This window comes from Leucobacter sp. L43 (assembly GCF_016597785.1).
In the GTDB taxonomy this organism is placed as follows: domain Bacteria; phylum Actinomycetota; class Actinomycetes; order Actinomycetales; family Microbacteriaceae; genus Leucobacter; species Leucobacter alluvii.
Genome location: NZ_JAENJG010000003.1, coordinates 248,268 through 266,543, shown reverse-complemented (window position 1 = coordinate 266,543; position 18,276 = coordinate 248,268). Strand labels below are relative to the sequence as shown.

General features: G+C 68.5%; 17 protein-coding genes. 6 read left to right on the top strand and 11 right to left on the bottom strand.

Annotated features, from left to right (window positions below; all coding sequences use genetic code 11):
* Positions 1-46: 46 nt before the first annotated feature.
* A complete protein-coding gene (locus JE033_RS13275) occupies positions 47-1,144 on the top strand; it encodes an N-formylglutamate amidohydrolase (RefSeq protein ID WP_200332250.1) in 1,098 nt (365 codons plus the stop codon).
* Here the strand turns inward: JE033_RS13275 and JE033_RS13270 are convergent.
* Positions 1,141-1,563 carry an META domain-containing protein gene (locus tag JE033_RS13270; protein ID WP_200332248.1) on the bottom strand — a complete coding sequence of 141 codons (423 nt, stop codon included), beginning with the start codon at positions 1,561-1,563 and terminating at the stop codon, positions 1,141-1,143. The two genes, JE033_RS13275 and JE033_RS13270, sit on opposite strands and share 4 nt — an antisense overlap.
* Before the next feature lie 300 nt (positions 1,564-1,863).
* Here JE033_RS13270 and JE033_RS13265 point away from each other — a divergent pair, with 300 nt between their 5' ends.
* The 3 genes from JE033_RS13265 (at position 1,864) to JE033_RS13255 (ending at position 6,922) form a co-directional block, all read left to right on the top strand.
* On the top strand, positions 1,864-4,008 hold the full coding sequence (locus tag JE033_RS13265; protein WP_200332246.1) for a hypothetical protein: 2,145 nt from the start codon (positions 1,864-1,866) through the stop codon (positions 4,006-4,008).
* 191 nt (positions 4,009-4,199) lie between these two features.
* Positions 4,200-5,558: a MalY/PatB family protein gene (locus JE033_RS13260; RefSeq protein ID WP_200332244.1), complete on the top strand. Its 1,359-nt coding sequence runs from the start codon at positions 4,200-4,202 to the stop codon at positions 5,556-5,558.
* Positions 5,555-6,922, top strand: coding sequence for an O-acetylhomoserine aminocarboxypropyltransferase/cysteine synthase family protein (locus tag JE033_RS13255; RefSeq protein ID WP_200332242.1), 1,368 nt, complete (start codon positions 5,555-5,557; stop codon positions 6,920-6,922). The genes JE033_RS13260 and JE033_RS13255 overlap by 4 nt, the downstream gene beginning before the upstream one ends.
* A 3-nt stretch (positions 6,923-6,925) precedes the next feature.
* Here JE033_RS13255 and panB read toward each other — a convergent pair whose 3' ends face one another.
* The 6 genes from panB to JE033_RS13225 are packed head-to-tail and all read right to left on the bottom strand — an operon-like array spanning position 6,926 to position 11,441.
* Complete coding sequence (panB, locus tag JE033_RS13250) at positions 6,926-7,771, bottom strand: 3-methyl-2-oxobutanoate hydroxymethyltransferase (RefSeq protein ID WP_200332240.1); 846 nt, start codon at positions 7,769-7,771, stop codon at positions 6,926-6,928.
* A gap of 1 nt (position 7,772) precedes the next feature.
* Positions 7,773-8,645 (bottom strand): pantoate--beta-alanine ligase, encoded by an 873-nt coding sequence (gene panC, locus JE033_RS13245; RefSeq protein WP_200332238.1) that lies wholly within the window; start codon positions 8,643-8,645, stop codon positions 7,773-7,775.
* A complete protein-coding gene (locus tag JE033_RS13240; protein WP_200332236.1) occupies positions 8,642-9,367 on the bottom strand; it encodes a DUF2520 domain-containing protein in 726 nt (241 codons plus the stop codon). The genes panC and JE033_RS13240 overlap by 4 nt, the downstream gene beginning before the upstream one ends.
* 6 nt (positions 9,368-9,373) lie before the next feature.
* Positions 9,374-10,564 carry a UDP-N-acetylmuramate dehydrogenase gene (locus JE033_RS13235; RefSeq protein ID WP_090152278.1) on the bottom strand — a complete coding sequence of 397 codons (1,191 nt, stop codon included), beginning with the start codon at positions 10,562-10,564 and terminating at the stop codon, positions 9,374-9,376.
* A complete protein-coding gene (locus tag JE033_RS13230) occupies positions 10,564-10,989 on the bottom strand; it encodes a MaoC/PaaZ C-terminal domain-containing protein (RefSeq protein WP_200332234.1) in 426 nt (141 codons plus the stop codon). Before JE033_RS13230 ends, JE033_RS13235 begins: the two co-directional genes overlap by 1 nt.
* Positions 10,986-11,441: a MaoC family dehydratase N-terminal domain-containing protein gene (locus tag JE033_RS13225; protein WP_336661816.1), complete on the bottom strand. Its 456-nt coding sequence runs from the start codon at positions 11,439-11,441 to the stop codon at positions 10,986-10,988. Before JE033_RS13225 ends, JE033_RS13230 begins: the two co-directional genes overlap by 4 nt.
* Before the next feature lie 121 nt (positions 11,442-11,562).
* Here JE033_RS13225 and JE033_RS13220 point away from each other — a divergent pair, with 121 nt between their 5' ends.
* Positions 11,563-13,329: a biotin carboxylase N-terminal domain-containing protein gene (locus JE033_RS13220; RefSeq protein WP_200332232.1), complete on the top strand. Its 1,767-nt coding sequence runs from the start codon at positions 11,563-11,565 to the stop codon at positions 13,327-13,329.
* A 71-nt stretch (positions 13,330-13,400) separates the two neighbouring features.
* On the top strand, positions 13,401-14,390 hold the full coding sequence (locus JE033_RS13215) for an LLM class flavin-dependent oxidoreductase (protein ID WP_200332230.1): 990 nt from the start codon (positions 13,401-13,403) through the stop codon (positions 14,388-14,390).
* Between the two features lie 182 nt (positions 14,391-14,572).
* Here JE033_RS13215 and JE033_RS13210 read toward each other — a convergent pair whose 3' ends face one another.
* The 4 genes from JE033_RS13210 to JE033_RS13195 all read right to left on the bottom strand — a co-directional run bounded on the left by JE033_RS13210 (position 14,573) and on the right by JE033_RS13195 (position 18,220).
* Positions 14,573-15,688 (bottom strand): FUSC family protein, encoded by a 1,116-nt coding sequence (locus JE033_RS13210; RefSeq protein ID WP_200332228.1) that lies wholly within the window; start codon positions 15,686-15,688, stop codon positions 14,573-14,575.
* Positions 15,689-15,783: 95 nt separating this feature from the next.
* Positions 15,784-16,089 carry a biopolymer transporter Tol gene (locus JE033_RS13205; RefSeq protein WP_200332226.1) on the bottom strand — a complete coding sequence of 102 codons (306 nt, stop codon included), beginning with the start codon at positions 16,087-16,089 and terminating at the stop codon, positions 15,784-15,786.
* Between the two features lie 33 nt (positions 16,090-16,122).
* Positions 16,123-17,652, bottom strand: a complete 1,530-nt coding sequence (locus tag JE033_RS13200) for an MFS transporter (protein ID WP_090152308.1) — start codon at positions 17,650-17,652, stop codon at positions 16,123-16,125.
* Between the two features lie 70 nt (positions 17,653-17,722).
* On the bottom strand, positions 17,723-18,220 hold the full coding sequence (locus JE033_RS13195) for a MarR family winged helix-turn-helix transcriptional regulator (protein ID WP_090152502.1): 498 nt from the start codon (positions 18,218-18,220) through the stop codon (positions 17,723-17,725).
* Positions 18,221-18,276 lie beyond the last annotated feature (56 nt).

Genomic DNA, 18,276 nt, shown 5'->3' with positions numbered 1-18,276 from the left:
GCCGAGCGCCGGGGCTTGCCGCCTGCGAGACCACTACGCTGGTGCCATGGACGCGCATGATGTCGATCTGATCCCTGCCGGCACGGCGTTCTCGCCGGCCGACATCATCCACTACGCCGATCCCGACATGCGGGATCTGGCGCAGGCGATCTCGGACGCCGATGTGCTCGTGACCGCTCCGCATGCCGGCGCCGCGATTCCGGAGGAGCTCGCCGGCTTCCTCTCACCTGACCTCACCCGTCGCCTGCAGTACGACTTCTCGGACATCGCGACAGCGGCCGTGGTCAAGCGGTGGGCCGAGATCGACCCGCGCATCGTCGCCGTCATCAATCCGCATCCGCGGCTCGTGCGCGACCCGAACCGAGTGCAGCCGTCCGATCTGCGCGCCGACGTGCGGGAAGCCTTCGATCGCGTGCGCGCGGCGGGCCCTCGTCGGGACGCCGACCTCACGGGGGTCGGTGCGGTGCGGCCCGTCACCTATTCGTCCTTCCCCATTCTCTCCGCCCTTCGGAGTGACGTCGAACTCGCACGGCTCGTCGAGACGCTCTCGCACGTCGCGTCGCAGGGGCTCGACGTGTACGAGGCCACGCGCGAAGAGCTCACCGATCTCTTCATCACGAAGGTGCTCGCGCAGGGCGGCGCGTTCACGCGTCTGTCGTTCCACGATTCGATGCACGCGCCCATGCGCGCAGACGGCGCCCTCAACGACGATCCGGCGGTGCAGGCCGAGATGCCCGCCGTCGTGGCGCTGTCGAACCACGGCGACGAGGCCGGCGAGCAATGCGGTGCTGCCGATCCCGTGACGATGGCACCCGTCGAGCTGCGACGTCTCGCCGAGGCGCACCGCCGGGAATTCGAGGTCGCCGAGCCGGAAGCCGTGACCCTCAACCGGCCGTACCGCGGCAGTCACGAGATTCTCGACGCCGCCGAGCGCTTCGCCCGCGTCTCCGCCGAGACGGGACCCGCCGACGCTTCATTCGCCGCAGTGCAGGCCGAGTTCTCCCGCGCGTACGTGCTCGGCCCGAGTGCGTTGGAGGAGCTCTCCGAGCCGGGTGAGGCATGGGTGGAGGAGGATCACGAGCGCATCGAGTTCCTCGCGTATGCCTGCAAGCGAGCGTGGGACGCGTTCCGCGACCGGAGCTAGCTCTCTCGCTGCAGGGTGCCGATCTCGGCCCCCGAGTCGTTGAACACCTGGAGCTCGTCGCCCGAGACCTGAACCTCGCTCACGGCTCGCAGCCAGTCATCGACCCCCAGACACGCCTTCAGCGTCGAGGCGAAGCTCTCGATGAGCACGCGATCGCCCTCGACCTTGTAGGTGGAGTTGATGCCGTTGCACCCGTCCGTGCCCGAGACCTTCCCGGCGTCGTCGAAGGTCAGCGTCGGCTTGCCCTTCTCATCGGAGGTCCACGTGCCCACCACATCTGACTGCGCAACCATCTCGTCGTCCCCCGCTCCCGAATCCGTGCCTGCACCGCCGCCGTTCAGCGCTGCGCATCCCGCCAGAAGCGCGATCGCGCCGGTCATCGCGAAGACACCGGCCGCCGTCCACATGCGTCGCTTCATCGCTCTCCCCCGCTTCGACCACGTTGCTTCCGTACCTATAGCGGTATCGTAACGACGCGAGATGCGCACTCCATCCGAAATTCTCGAATCGGACGGGCATCTGGGTTTTATAACGAATTGGTACACCACCCAGAGGTCTCGCCCCTTGCATGGTGCAAATTATCAGGTTACGTTTACTCCGGCCCCTGGTGTCGGACCAGGGTGCTCGCGCAGGGGTAACGCGCGTGCATCCGACCGACTTCCACGTTAAACCTGCTCCAGTGGCCTCTTTTGACCATTCGAACACATTGGGGAACACACGTGACGAAACGTCGTCCAGTCGCGCTAGGCGCGGCAATCACGATCGGTTTCGGGAGCCTCTTCTTCGCATCGCCTGCGTTCGCGAACGAAGTGAAGCAGCCCGCGGACCAGCAGGCGCAAGAAGTGCCCGCCGAGAAGACGGAACTCGAGACAAAGGTGATCGAGTCAGCGGCCGCATTTAAGGCTGCCACCGGCGAAACTCCGGTCGCAGCTGGCGAGAACTCGGCCGACGGCCTGGTCATCCTCGCGGACAAGGCAGCGAAGACCGACAAGGTGCTGGATTACGCTGAAGCGATCCGCAACGGTGAGGTCTCCGGCGTCTCCCAGATCCTCTTCGCCGACGAGGCCGTCGCCTTCGCAGAGACCGACGTGGTGGGTGGCGCAGGATACCTGTACGAGACCAACGAGGGAGGCTTTGCCTGCTCCGTTGGCTTCCCCGCATGGTCGCCCGAGGGCGATCCCGCTGTGATCAGCGCGGGTCACTGCACCGCGGACGGCGCCGCGGGCGAGACCATGCTCAGCAAGCCTTCCACGGATCCCGCGAACGGCGGTACCGGTGGCGACGTGAGCACGGCCGGCGCGCTTGGCGATTTCGGGTTCTACCGCTTCGGCGGCGAGAACAGCCCCGAGGGCGCTGAGAACGATCCTGCGTCGACGGACGTATCGGTAATCGACGTTACGAACTCCGCCTTGACGACTGTTCCTGAGGTCACCAACTGGACCTCCGCCGACAGCGATGACCTGTCGCAGTCCACGGTCTCCGTCCGCGGAATCGCCGATCCTGTTTCAGGAGCGGTAGCGAAGTCCGGCCGCACGACCGGTTACACCGAAGGCAACACGCTCGTGACGCTTGAAGACGAGAATGGTCAGCCCGCAACCGGCGAGATCCTTGACGGCTACGTCCGTATCGACGGTCGCTGGGTGCACGGCTTCCTCAGCTCCACCGAAGCAGCTCCCGGCGATTCGGGCGGCGCAGTGATGCAGGGTGAGAATGCGGTCGGCGTCGTCAGCGGCGGCCCGGAGACCGGCGAATGGCTCTGGTCGACGCGCCTGCAGGATGCGCTTGAGTACACCGGCGGTTACGAAGTCGCACTCGACATCGACGAGCCGGTCGTCAAGACCGACGTCTCGAACGGCGTGGCCGGTGGCAGCGACATCGTCGTGACCGTCCCGAGCAACGCCAAGGAGCTCTCGGTTGGCCAGGGCCAGTCGGGCGACGTCATCCCCGTCGAGGGCACTGAGGTCTCGTTTACCGCTCCCAACGAGCCGGGCAACTACTCCTACACGCTGGTCGCCCAGAATGGCAAGAGCAAGTCTGACAGCGTCGAGCTGAACTTCGAGGTCGTCCTCGCAGCTCCAGTGGTCGACAACATCACCTCTGAGGGAACCGATGTCACGCTGACCGGTACCGGCGTTCCCGGCGCTGAGCTTGCGATCACGGTGACCCCCGAGGCTGACGGCGCCGAGCCCGTCTCGCTCACCGGCACGGTGAAGGAAGACGGCACGTGGTCGGTTCCCACAGAGCTCGAATACGGCAACTACACCGTTTCCGCAACGCAGACGTTCGAGGGCGAGACCTCGGCTGCCGGCACTGGCACCGTCTCCGTCGTTCCTGCGGCCCCCTCGATCACCTCGATCGAGCCCGGCACCACCTTTGAGGCCGCCGATGCTCCCTCCTCGATCTCGGGAACCGGCATTGAAGGCGCGGAGGTCGTCGTGAAGCTCAACGGCGAAGTTGTCGAAGAGCCCGCAGAGGGCCAGGCATCCGCGCTCGCAGCTGTAGCCGGTGACGGCACCTGGACGATCGACCTGGGTGCGCAGCTCTCCGCCGGTACCTACACCGTTGAGGCCACGCAGGCGATCAACGGAGCGACCTCGAGCGCAACGAGCCTCGTCTTCAACGTGGCCGCTGCACCTGTCACCCCGGTCGCACCTGTTGACCCGGGCACCCCGGGCGCACCGGCTGATCCCTCCAACCCGGCTGCCCCGGGCGGACAGGGTGGCACCGGCGGAGCAGAGCTCGTCAACACCGGTACCGGCTTCTCGATGCTGCCCTTCGGGCTCGCAGCACTCGGCATGCTGATCCTCGGCGGCGGCGCGATCGTCTTCACCCAGCGTCGTCTGCAGGCCACCGCCGCGGAGTAATCCGCGCATCGGCTGACGCAGTCGCGCAGTACAGCGGGCCTCGATCTTCGGATCGGGGCCCGCTGTCGTGTTTCCACCGGGCGACCGCACGGCTTCAGGTCAGTGGAAGCACCCATGACGTCTCGCGGGTAGATGACGGCCCGTTACTTCGCGGTTCGCGCCCGGAAGCGGCTCCGCGAGACGATGGGGGCATGAACGACGCAGACTGTGCACCGAGCCCGACTGCCGTCGACCCGTCGGTGCCCCCGTCAACCGAGGCCACTGCCGATCCTGCAGGCGTCCCCTTCGCGGCACTCGATCCTCGCCTCCTCCGCGAGCAGCGCACGAGCCTCAAATGGACGCGTTTCGCCCCGGACGTGCTGCCGCTCTTCGTCGCCGAGATGGATTTCGCGATCGCGCCCGAGATTCAGCGAGCGATGATCGAACGCGTGCAGGCATCCGATCTGGGGTACGTGGACGGCGCAGGCGCGCTTGCTCCGGCATTCACCGCATTCGCCCTGGACCGCTGGGGCTGGCATATTCCGGACGAGCATGTGCATCTCGCCACCGATGTCGCGACGGCCGTCGTCGAGGCCCTGCGCGTCGGGCGCCCGGCCGGTGGTCGTCTCGCGATCTCGACGCCCACCTACCCCGGGTTCTTCGAAATGCTGGAGGAGGTGCCGTTCGAGGTCGTCGAGGTGCCGCTCACGGGAGATGCAGGCGCGGGGACCGATGCCCCAGGCCGCGCCACGAGCGGCTCGGCCGTGCTCGCCCCGCCGGTGCGTCTCGACCTCGCGGCGATCGAGCGCGCCTTCGCAAGCGATCCTGGGATCGACGCCTTCATCCTCTGCAACCCGCACAACCCCCACGGCCTCGTGCATACGCAGGCGGACCTGGCTGAGCTCGCTCGTCTCGCCGCCGCGCATGACGTGTTCGTGGTCTCCGATGAGATTCATGCCCCGCTGACCTTCCCCGGCGCGCGCTTCACCCCGTTCGCTCCGCTCGCGGCCGAGGCTGGAGCACTCTCCGTCTCGACCCTCTCGGCGAGCAAGGGCTGGAATCTCGCGGGCGCGAAGTGCGCGGTGCTCGTCGCCGCCGATGCGTCCGCCAACGAGCTGCTTCGCCGGCTGCCTCCTGAAACCGTCACGCGTGTGAGCATTCTGGGGTTGCACGCGAACGCGGCCGCATTCACCGCGGGGCGAGAGTGGCTCGATCGCGCCATCGCACAGGTCCAGGCGAATGTCGCGCTGCTGACGGACCTCGTCTCACGGCGCCTCCCCGGCGTGCGTCTCGTCGCCCCCGAAGCGGGGTACCTCGTCTGGCTCGATCTGCGGGGGGCCGGGCTGGGTTCGAACCCGTACAGCCGGATCCTGCACGACGCTCGCGTCGCCCTGAACGACGGCGCCGCCTTCGGTGCTGGTGGGGCCGGTTACGCCCGCATCAACGTGGCGTGCGCGCCGCAGACCATCCATGCGGCGGTGGATCGCATCGCGTCGATCCTGCCGCCCTTCGACGGCGGGGCCTCACCGGAGTCCCGCTCGCCCAATCTCGATCTGGAGGAATCCCGATGAGTGAATCAGCCAACGACACCGCCCAGCCGGTCACGGATTGGGAGGGCTACTCCTTCGACACGCGGCAGGTGCACGCCGGGGAGTACCCCGACCGCAACACCGGTCTTCGCGTGCCCCCCATCGCCATGTCCGCAGGGTACGTCTTCGACGACTTCGACGATCAGGTCGACCGGTTCGCCGGACGATCGATCGACCCCATCTATTCGCGCCAGGGGAACCCGACGAATGCGGTCGCCGAGGAGCGCCTCGCGTCGCTCGAGGGCGGAACGGGTTCGGTGGCCGTCTCGAGCGGGCAGGCAGCCATCTCTTCTGCGCTCTTCGCGCTGGCGCAGCACGGCGACCACATCGTCTCGACAGCGTCCATCTACGGCGGCACGCGCATCCTGTTCGGGCGCAGTTTCAAACGGTTCGGCATCGAATTCGATTACGTCTGGGACGCGGATGACGACGCGGAATGGGAGCGCGCGATCAGGCCGACCACGAAGGCGATCTTCACGGAGACGATTCCGAACCCGCGCAACGACGTCACCGACCTTCGACGCATCGCAGAGATCGCGGCCCGCTACAACCTGCCGGTGGTCGTCGACAACACGGTCGGCACGCCAGCGCTCATCCGCCCGTTCGAGCACGGTGCCGACATCGTCGTGCACTCGACCACCAAGTTCCTCACCGGGCACGGCGCCGCCGTCGGCGGTGCCGTGGTCGACGGGGGCCGCTTCGACTGGGCGGCGGCCGAACGGGATGGGCGCGCGTACCCGCTCATCACGGCCGCGCCCCGGCCGGGTCTCGGGTCCATGCTCGACCGGTTCGGCACGGGCGCGTATGCACGCGCCGTTCGCGAAGCCGTCGTGAACGACATCGGCCCCTCTCTGTCGCCCTTCAACGGCTTCCTGCTCCACCAGGGCATGGAGACGCTGTCGCTGCGCATGGAGCGGCACGTCGACTCGTCGCTCTCCATCGCCGCGTGGCTCGAGCAGCAGCCGGAGGTCGAGTCGGTCGACTACGCCGGTCTCCCCTCGAACGCATTGCACGGGCTCGCGCTGCGAGACTACGACGGCCGCACCGGCTCCGTCTTCGGGGTCACTGTGCGCGGCGGCATCGACGGCGCCCGCGCGTTCGTCAACGGTCTGCGCGTCTTCTCGCGCATGACGGGCATCGGCGACACCCGGTCCATGGTGATCCATCCGCTGTCCTCGACCCACGCGACGTTCCCGCAGGAGATCAATGATCGGCTGGGCATCACTCCGGGTCTGCTGCGCCTCTCGATCGGTCTCGAAGCGGTCGACGACTTGAAGCGCGACCTTCGCGCCGGGCTGGATCGCGTCGCCGCACTCGCGACGCCCGCGGTCTCTCTCGCGGGCTGATCGTCACACGCCGAGTTCGACGCGCGCCGCGGCGAGCGCTTCGTCCGTGGCGGCGTAACGGTGCTCGGGCGCCGGGAACGCGCCGGAGCGCACGTCGGCCGCGTACGCCTCGATGGCGGCGGCGGAATCATCGCCGATGCTGGCGTACCGCTTGACGAACTTCGCGGCCCGACCCTCGGTGATGCCGAGCAGGTCGTGCGCCACGAGCACCTGGCCGTCGGCGTCGCCGGCCCCGATGCCGATGATCGGGATGCTCAGATGCTCCCGCAGGAGCGCCGTGATCTCCGCCGGCACCGCCTCGATCACCAGGCAGAACGCTCCGGCCTCCTGCACGCCGCGCGCCTCGCGCACGAGTCGCGTCGCGGTCGCCTCGGTGCGCCCCTGAGCGCGGAGCCCCCCGAGGGCCGTCGCCGTCTGCGGGGTCAGGCCCAGGTGGGCGACCACGGGGATGCCTGCGGCGACGATCGCGCGAATCCGACTCAAGCGCGGCTCAGAGCCGCCCTCGAGCTTGACAGCGTCAGCTCCGGCCTCCTTCACGAACCGCACGGCCGTGTCGACGGCCTGCGCGTCGGAGACCTCGGTCGAGCCGAATGGAACGTCGCAGACGAGGAACGCCGTTTCGGTGCCGCGACGCACCGCTCGTGCGAGCACCAGCATCTCGTCGGTGGTCACCGGCACGGTCGAGCCGTACCCGAGTACCACTTGAGCCGCAGAATCGCCGACGAGCACCATGTCGACCCCGGCACGCTCCGCGGCGCGCGCTCCCGGGAAGTCGTAGGCGGTCACCATCACGATCGGCTCGCCGGCCGCGCGCTTCTGTGCGAGCGCGGGAATCGTCACCTGTGGCATGTCAGTGCTCCTCGATCACATCGGGCGGGGTCAGCAGGGTGTTGTCGATGAGCCTCACCGCACCGACTCGTGCCGCGATCGCGCAGAGCACGGGCCCGGCGATCTCTGCGACGGGCACGAACGAGTCGGCGTCGACGAACGCCACGTACTCGGGGGCGATGCCGCCGGCGGTGAGCACGGCGACGACTCGCGCGTGCACGTGCTCGACCCGAGTCTCCCCCAGCGCGAACGCCGTTTCGGCTGCTTCGAGCGCGCGCGGGATCGCTGCGGCCTGCGCTCGTTCCTCGGCGCTGAGGCGCACATTGCGGCTCGACATCGCCAGGCCGTCGGCGTCGCGCACCGTCAGGCACGCGACGATCTCGGTGGGGATGCTCAGATCGGCGACCATGCGGCGCACAACCATCACCTGCTGAGCGTCCTTCTGCCCGAAATAGGCGGAGTCGGCGTCGACGGCCAGCAGCAGCTTCGACACGACGGTCGCGACGCCGTCGAAGTGCTCGGGCCCTCGGCCCGCGGCTTCGAGCGTCTGCGTCAGCGGTCCGCCCACATGCACGGTCGTCGCGAAGCCGTCCGGGTACAGCTCGGACGGCTCCGGCGCGAAGAGGATGTCGACTCCGGCGGCCTCGGCGAGTGCCGCGTCCGCGGCCTCCTGACGCGGGTACCGCTCGAGGTCGGAGAGTTCCGTGAACTGCTTCGGGTTGACGAAGATCGACATCACGACGAGATCGCTGCCGTGCTGAGCGGCGCGCACGAGCGAGAGGTGACCGTCGTGCAGCGCCCCCATGGTCGGAACGAGCCCGACACGGGCGACTCCGTCCGTGCGCGCCAGTCGCACCGCTGCACGCACTCCGCTCACGCTGCGTACGATCTTCATTCGGCCTCCTCCGCCGGCGCAGCGGGCTGATCAAGCAGTCGCCGGCTCGCGTCCACCATCGCATCGTACAGGGCGACACTCGCCGGATCGCGCTCCCCGATCGCCGCGCGTTGCAGCGCAAGCGTCTCGTTATCGCCGCGGACGACCGGGCCGGTGAGCGCTTCCGCTGGCCCGAGTCGCGCCCAGTTCGCCAGCGACCGTTCGGCGAGCGGGATCAGCGCTTCCCGCGGAACGCCGGCCGTCGCCGCAACCCGCTCCGCAGTCGCCGCGAGCACGACGAGGAAATTCGCCGCGATCGAGGCGGACGCGTGATACGCCGCGCGATCCTCGTCGCGCACGCGGAACACTCGCAACCCGAGCAGGCGAGCGACCTCGGCCGCGGTGTCGACAGCGCGCTCCGTCGATCCGTCGATCGCCGCCCACGCCCCTTCGAATCGCGTGCGTGCACCGGCAGCTGAGAGCAACGGGTGCACGCTGCAGGCTTCATGCCCGACCAGAGGTGCGAGCGTCGTGATCCCCGACAAGTGGCCGACGATCGGCCCCGGCGCGATCATCGCCGACGCTTCGGCGATCGCAGCATCCGGAACGGCGAGGAGCACGAGATCTGCACCCGCCCCGTCGGCGCCTCGACCGCCGATCGGAAGCATCGCGGCTCCGGCCGCTCGCAGGGCGCCATCGATCGCTCGGCCCATGCGGCCACCGCCGACGACCTGAATGCGCATCGCCGCCTACAGCTCGAGACCGTACAGGTTCGGCTCGGGGGCCAGGATCACCCCGAACTCCTGCTGCACCCGCTGCACGACGAAGCGCGCGAGCTCGGCGACGTCGCCCGCACTCGCCCCGCCCTGATTCGTGATCGCGAGGGTGTGCTTCGACGATATCGCGGCACCGGATCCCGGCAGCCGGAACCCCCGCCGCACCCCGGCACGGTCGATGAGCCAAGCGGCCGAGAGCTTCACCATGCGCTCCGGCGGCGGCGGCGGAACGCGCACGGGCAGCCCGGCCTCGAGCTCGGCGAACGTCGTGATCGCGTCTTCGGGCTCGGGCACCGGCTGCGGAAACCTCGGAGCGCTCTCCGGCAGCTCGCGCGCGAAATGCTCGGAGACGATCGGGTTGGTGAAGAAGGAGCCGCAACTCCAGGTGTCGTGATCAGCGGCGTCGAGCACCATCCCCTTCGATGCCCGCAGCCGCAGCACGGAATCGCGCAGATCCCGGATCGGCACGCGTTCGCCGAGTTCGACGCCGAGCGCACTCGCGAGCTGCTCGTAAGCGATGGGCTCGGAGAGCACCTCTGGTGCCGCGTGCGCGCGCCGGCCCGGAGATTCCTCCCCCACGCTCAACACGATGTCGATCGACAGAACGACGCCTTCGAGCCCCTGCTTGATCGCCGAGTCGCGATAGGCCAGGCCGAGCGCGTCGGCCGGGATCCGGCGGGCGTGCCCGCGCTCGCGGTCGAGGAACTCGATCGAGTGGAGCACGTCCGAGAGCTCCTGGCCGTACGCTCCGATGTTCTGCACCGGCGCGGCTCCCGCCAGACCGGGGATGCCCGAGAGAGCCTCGACACCCGACCAGCCGTTGTCGACGCAGGCGGCGACGAGGTGGTCCCAGTCGTGCCCGGCCTGCACGCGCAACCGGATCTTGCCTTCGGGGAGCGCGTCGTCCGCGACGGGTGCGATCCCGTTCGTGCGCACGAGCAGCACGGTCCCGGCAAAGCCGTCATCATGCATCACCGTATTCGAGCCGCCGCCGAGCAGCATCCACGGCTCATCCGTATCCCAGAGGCCCTGCGCATAGGCGACGAGCTCATCAACGGCGTGCGCCACGAGCACGCGCTCTGCCGGCCCGCCCACGCGCATCGTCGTGAGCTCCGAGAACGGGGTGCCATCACCCGCGGGCTCCGGTCCGATCTCGGGAAGCATCACGCGAACGCCGCCACGAGCTGCGCCTTGCCGAGCACGGTCGCCCCGTCGAACGTCACCCGGAGGTCGATCCGCGCGGTGCGCGCATCGGCGTCCACCGCGCCGACCGTCGCGGTCACCGTGACACGGGCGCCGTCGACGGCATCCACGGGCACAGGACGAGTGAATCGGGACTGGAAGTCGCGCACGCTACCGCTCGTGCCGAGCCAATCGGTCGCGACCGAACCCGCGATCCCCATGGTCAGCATGCCGTGCGCCAGCACGCCGGGAAGTCCGACCGAGACTGCGATGTCGTCGCGGTAATGGATCGGGTTGAAATCTCCCGAGGCTCCCGCGTAGCGGACCAGGCGATCACGCGTCAGCTCGAACTCTCGCTCGGCGACGACGTCGCCGGTCGACAGGGATGCGAAATCAGGCGCGGTCATGCGGTCTCCTCCTCAGCAGCACGTACGACGAGCGTCGAGGTCGCCGTGACCACGTGCTCACCCGCAGCATCGACGACATCGCTCGATGCAGTCACCATCGAGTGACCGCCGAGCTGCTTCACGGCGGCGATCGTCAACGTCGCCGTCAGTTCATCTCCGGCGACGATGGGCCGCGTGTAGGTGAACCGCTGGTCGCCGTGGACGACGCGCGAGAAGTCGACGCCGGCTGCATCATCGGCGAGGAGCTGGGCGAGCGTCGCCTCCTGCACCACGACCGCGAAGGTCGGCGGTGCGACGACATCGGCGTACCCGGCAGCACGAGCCGCCTCTGCATCATGGTGCAGCGGCGACGCACTGCACACGGCGCGCGCGAACTCGCGCACCTTCTCGCGCCCCACGAGATAGGGAGCGGTCGACGGATACACCCGGCCTGCGATCTCTGGATTCACCACGGTGCAAGTGTACCGAGCGGTGCTTCTGACGCGCATACAGGCTGATTCCGGTAACGAATCACGAAAAGGTTTGTGCGATATATCCAAGGCTCCGCCCCGGCCCTCGAATAGGCTGTACCTCATGTCGCGCATCCGTAAAGTGCTCATCGCCAACCGCGGTGAGATCGCCGTCCGTATCATTCGAGCTGCTGCTGACAGCGGAATCGCTTCGGTGGCGGTGTACGCGGATCAAGATCGGGACGCGATGCACGCGCAGCTCGCCGACGAAGCGTACGCGCTGGGCGGCACCACGAGCAGCGAGACGTACCTCGTCATCGAGAAGATCCTCGGCATCGCACGGCGTTCCGGCGCCGATGCGGTGCACCCCGGGTACGGCTTCCTCGCAGAGAACGCCGATTTCGCGCGCGCCGTCATGGATGCGGGCATGACCTGGATCGGGCCGGGCCCCGACGCGATCGAGCGTCTCGGCGACAAGGTCTCGGCACGCCACGTCGCGGAGAAGGTCGGCGCACCGCTCGCCGCCGGCACGAGCGACCCGGTGCAGAACGCCGACGAGGTGCTCGCCTTCGCCGACGAGGTCGGTCTCCCGATCGCGATCAAGGCGGCGTTCGGCGGAGGCGGCCGTGGTCTGAAGGTCGCATACGAACGAGACGAGGTCGCAGAGCTCTTCGAGTCGGCGACCCGTGAAGCCGTGGCCGCCTTCGGTCGCGGCGAGTGCTTCGTCGAGAAGTACCTCGAGAAGCCGCGCCACGTCGAGACGCAGTGCCTCGCCGATCAGCACGGCAACGTCGTCGTCGTCTCCACCCGCGACTGCTCGCTGCAGCGTCGGCACCAGAAGCTCGTCGAAGAGGCGCCCGCCCCCTTCCTCACCGATGACCAGAACGCCCAGCTCTACGCGGCGTCGAAGGCGATCCTCGCGGAGGTCGGGTACGTCGGCGCGGGCACCTGCGAGTTCCTCGTCGCGAAAGACGGCACGGTCTCCTTCCTCGAGGTCAATACGCGCCTTCAGGTCGAGCATCCCGTTTCCGAGGAGGTCACCGGGATCGACCTCGTGCGCGAGCAGTTCCGCATCGCTGAGGGCGGCACCATCGACTACGCCGACCCTGAACCCCGCGGTCATTCCTTCGAGTACCGGCTGAACGGCGAGGATCCCGGGAACGGATTCCTCCCCGCCCCCGGACCGGTCGCACTGTTCAAGCCGGCCGCCGGGCCGGGCGTGCGCATCGACACGGGCGTCGCGTCGGGCGACGTCGTCTCCGGTGCCTTCGATTCGATGCTGGGCAAGCTGATCGTCACCGGCGCGACCCGCGAGGAAGCGCTGGAGCGCTCTCGCCGCGCGCTCGACGAATTCGAGATCCAGGGCCTGCCAACGGTGCTGCCGTTCCACCGCAAGATCGTGCGCGATCCCGCGTTCACCGCGCCCGACGGCACGTTCGGTGTCTACACCCTCTGGATCGAGCGCGAGTTCGAGAACGACATCGAGCCCTGGGAGGGCGAGGTGCCCCCGATCGGTCAGGACGCGAAGCGCCGCAGCGTCACCGTCGAGGTCGAGGGCCGCCGTGTCGAGGTCACGATGCCCGCCACGCTGCTGCCCCTCGTCGACCAGGAGGTCACGCGCGGGCCCGCACCCCGCCGCGCCAAGGGAGCCGGCATCGCCGCTTCGGCCGGCGACGGCGTCGCTGCGCCGATGCAGGCCACCGTCGTGAAGGTGACCGTCGCAGACGGCCAGGAGGTCGCAGAGGGCGATCTGCTCCTCGTACTCGAGGCCATGAAGATGGAGCAGTCGATCTACGCGCACCGTTCGGGCGTCGTCGCGGGCGTCGACGCGCCGGTCGGCCAGACAGTCTCGAACGGTCACCTGCTGCTGTCGATCATCGACCCCGCCTGAGTTCAGCTGACGGCGTACGCCTGAGGCCGCCGCCGAGGAATAGGCGCTGATCGAGCGGGGTTGCACTCACCATGACTGCAACCCCGCTTTCGATTCTGGATCTGGCGACTGTCGAAGCGGACGGTACGATCGCCGACGCATTCCGGCACTCCGTCGACGTCGCACGACTGGCGGAAGCCAGCGGATACCGCCGCATCTGGTACGCCGAGCATCACAACATGCCGTCCATCGCTTCGAGCGCGACGTCCGTGCTGATCGCCCACATCGCGTCGCAGACCGCGTCGATCGGCCTCGGCGCGGGCGGCGTCATGCTCCCGAATCACTCCCCGCTCGTCATCGCCGAGCAGTTCGGCACACTCGCCGAGCTCCACCCCGGGCGCATTCATCTTGGCCTCGGTCGCGCCCCCGGAACGGACGGTGCGACATTCCGCGCGCTCCGCCGCACCTACGAGGCGGCGGAGAGCTTTCCGAGCGACGTCGCGGAGCTGCAGCGGTACCTCTCGGACGAGCTGCCGCGCAATGCGGTGAACGCATACCCCGGGCGCGGAACGCGGGTACCGTTGACGATCCTCGGATCCAGCCTGTTCGGCGCGAGTCTTGCCGCGCAGTACGGCCTCCCCTACTCGTTCGCATCGCACTTCGCGCCGCAGGCGCTGAAAGCGGCAATCGAGCACTACCGCTCCCAGTACGTGCCCAGCGAGGCCCACCCCGAACCCTACGCGAGCGCGGGCATCAACGTGGTGGCGGCCGACACCGACACCGCAGCGGAATCCCTGTTCGCACGGGCCGAGGTCGATCGTGTGCGGCGCTTCCTGTCGCGCGGCCGTGAACGAGAGCTCACCTTCGACGAGGCGTCGCAGCTGATCGAGACGCCCGCCGGGCGGGAGATCCGCGGCATGATGCAGTACACCGCCATCGGCGGCCCCACTCGCGTGCACGAGGAACTCGAGGCGTTCGCGAAGTTCGCCGATGTCGACGAACTCGTCACGGTGCACATCGCGCCGACCCGGGCCGAGCAGCTCGAGTCCGTGCGCATCGCCGCAATCGCGTCGCAGGCCTAGGCCGGCCGGCTCGGCTCGGTTCTCCCGAGCCGCCCGCTCCGTCCGAGCCGGGTCACTTGGGGAGGGTGTCGCCCCGTCGACCTGGCGCAACACACTCCCCAAGTGACCCGGCTGCGGTGGGGATTGCCGCGGAGGTGCAGAAGCGCGGAGGCACAGCAGCGCTGCCGATCGGCGGCCCGGCCTCACTCCGCCGCGGCGCTCGACTCCTCGATGCGCTCGTCGATGCGCCCCAGCATGCTGCGGAGCGCGAAGACGATGGTGCCGAAGCCTGACTCGGTCTCGGCCCGCTCGAACACCTCGCCGACATCCTGCACTGCGGCGGAGTACGCCTCCCGCGCCTCATCGACATCCACCGACGTGTTCCACGCGCGGATGTACTCCGCGAGTGCGCTCAGCGCTCGACCGAGCGAATCGATCGCCTCGTCGGGAATCGTCACAGCCACGGGCTGATGCCAGATCGCACCCCCGAGCGCGTCTGAGATATCGGCGAGCCTGAGCCCGACGTAGCGCAGCGCCTCGATATCGGCGTCATCGCTCGACGCGTCGAACCGCCGCCAGATGTTGCGCGGATTACCGCGACCGCTCTCCTTCGCCTCCCGCACCATCTCCTCCGCGTCGTCGACGGAGCGCTGACGACGGCGGGCGTCGTCGAGCCAGTCGGCGCGATCCGGCGGCCACGCCGTCGTGAGCACCGTTGCGAGATCTTCCGCTGCGGCGGCGAAATCGCTCTTCAAGTCGGCGATGCGCGATCGGGCGTATCCGTACATGAGCGGCGGGATGAACACGAGATTGACGACGGTGCCGACGAACAAGCCGATCCCGAACTGCGCGACGTACCCCGCGACGTAGGAGTCGGGGTCGCCCGCGCCGATGATCACGACGAACACCGCGGCGATAGCGACGTACGATCGGCCCTCGCCCAGCTTGCGCACGCCCGCGATGAGCATGCCGAGGCCGGCGGCGACGGGCGCGCGCACGTACCAGGGACTGCCGGTCGCGACGAGCACCCATCCGATGCCCAACCCGATGACGATGCCGGTGATGAGCTCGACGCTCGTGCGCACCGAGCTCACGATGGTCGGCGCCACCCCGAGCAGCGCGCCCAGCGGGGCGTAGTACGCGTACTCGTTCAGTTCGCCCGGGAGCAGCCGCCCGATCAGCCAGGCGGCTGTCACACCGATCGCGGCTTTGAGCGCGAGGAGGAGGCGAAAGCGCGTGAAGATCGGTCGCGCGGTGTTCAGCCCGCGGCGCAGCACGACCGCCACGCGCGAGGTCTCGGTTCGCTCACCATTCGGCACAGGATGAGCATGCCCGGGCGGGGGCGGTCGCAGACACCCCCTTGGTCACCGTGGACGGACGTGCTAGCCCCCGTTCCGCCGTCATGCTCCCGTCGTCAGTCCTCCCGCAGGCGTCGCAGCCGATCCTCCGCTCGCGAGACGCGGTCGCCCTCGTCCATCTCCCACCATGCGGTGCCGCGTTCTCCGAGTCCCTCCTTGGCGAGCTGCACGCGGTCCCTGAGGGCCGCGCGCCCTGCGTCGTCGGGGGCGGTGCGAATGCGTGAGCGCGCGCTGCCCAATTCCGACTTCAGCGGCGCTGTGAGGCGTTCGGGCAGTGCCGGGTCCATGGCTCGCCATCGGCGTCCGCCGACGATGATGTACCGACCGTCTGGGGTGCGCTCTGGTCCGCTGGTTGCGTTCATGGTTTCGAAGCGGGATCGCGTGCGGCCGGATCGCTACGCCTGGTCCGAGGTTCTCTCCGGGAACAACTCGTCGAGGTCGAGATCCGGGTTCGTGTCCTGTCCTTCCACGAGTGCAGCCGCTTCTGCATCGGTGCCGACGCTGGGCATGGCGCCGGGAAGCGGGCGCCGTGCGGATTCCTTCAGCAGAGCGACGGCGACGAAGCCCGCGATCGAGGTGCCGATCACGTAGAACGCCGGTGCGAGCGCCGACCCGCTGAGCTGCACGAGCGATTCCATGATCACCGGCGCGGTCCCCGCGAAGAGTGCGACGGAGAGGTTGTACGAGATGCCCATTCCGCCGTATCGCGATGAGGTCGGGAAGAGCGCGGGCAGCGAAGACGCAAGATTGGCGACGTAGAAGGTCACGGGCACGGCGAGCAGGGCGAGCCCGAGAAGCGTCGACCACGTCTCGCCGTGCATCATGAAGAGGAAGGCCGGAACGGCGAGGACGATCGCGGTGCTCGAGCCGATGAAGAGCACCTTGCGCCGACCGATCCGGTCGGAGAGCCTGCCGGTGAGCGGGATGCACAGCGCCATTCCCACGAGCACGGGCAGCGTCAGGAGATTGCCGTGCACTTCGTCGTAGCCGAGGGTCTGGGTGAGGTAGGTCGGCATGTACGACGTGAGCGCGTACCCGACGGTGTTCGCGGCGGCGACGAGCACGAACGCGGTGAGCAGCTCGCGCCAGTACGCGCGGACCAGCGCGAGCACGCTCTTCGGGGCTTCCGGCGATGCCTCGGCGGATTCCGTGGCGCGCTCCGCCGCGTCGCGCGCCTCCTTGAACGCTGGCGTGTCTTCGATCTTGAGGCGGAAGTAGATCGCGATCAGGCCGAGCGGCAGCGCCACGAGGAACGGGATGCGCCAGGCGAAGCCTTCCATGGCCTCTGCCGAGACGGTCAGCTGCAGGATGGAGACGAACGCGGCGCCGATCGCGAAGCCCAGGTACGAACCCATGTCGAGCAGCGAGGCGTAGAAGCCGCGCGTCCGATCGGGTGCGTACTCGGTGATGAAGGTCGTGGCCCCGGCGTATTCGCCGCCGGTCGAGAATCCCTGCGCGAGCTTCAGCACGATGAGGAGGATGGGGGCGAAGACGCCGATGACCGAGTAATCGGGCAGGACGCCGATGAGGAAGGTCGCGGCCGCCATCATGATGAGCGTGAACGCCAGCACCTTCTGCCGCCCCATCCGGTCGCCGAGCTGGCCGAGCACGACGCCGCCGAGCGGGCGGGCGACGAAGGTGACGGCGAAGACGCCGAGGGAGAAGAGCGCCTGCGCCCCTCCCGAGGCGTCGGGGAGGAACACGCGACCGATGATGACCGCGAGGTACCCGTAGATCCCGATGTCGTACCACTCCATGAGGTTGCCGACGACCGTCCCGGCGATCGCGCGCTTGAGCATGGGGCGATCGACGACGTGGACATCGTCGACGGTGAGCCGCCTGGGTTCAGCGCTCTTCGCCTGGAAGCGAGCGAGCCATCCTCGCCAGAAGGCTCCGGCGCCGTTCGACTCGGGTGGAATGTGCATGCGCTGCTCCTTCGGTTTCCGCATCGATGGAAGGCGAATGCGAGACCACGGTGATGGAAGGGTAGAGAGGTCAGTCGAGTTCGTCGAGCGCTCGGGTCAATCGTTCGAGCACCCGCGCCGCCGTGCCGGCATCCGCGTCGTCGATCTCCTCGATCTCGGAGACGAGCGCGGCGTGGTGACGCATGAAGATCGCCTCGACGTTGGAGATCGCCGTCGCGGTGGGCCGCAGGTAGTGGGCACGACGATCGCTGGGGTGCTCGACCCGCGCGACGAGGTGCCGCTTCACGAGTCGATCGACCACGTTGGTCACGTTCGCGCTCGACGTGCCGAGCATGCCGATGAGGTCTTTCGGCCCGAGGTTTCGCTCGTCCCTCGTCGCCTGCACGAGGTATCGGAGCGCACGCAGGTCGAGATCGGAGAGACCCGAGAGCCCGAGCGCGCTGGCTTCTTGGCGCTGCTCCGCCCGGCGCATCCGCAGCAGCGCGGCCGAGAGCGCCCGTCCGGCTTCCGAGGCGGGCTCGGGCGCGTACAGGTGCTCCGATTCGTTCAAGATGATGTTCTGCGGCATCGTCACCCCTCCAGCAGGCGCCACTCCATTTCGATACTCAGCATATTACACAAGTT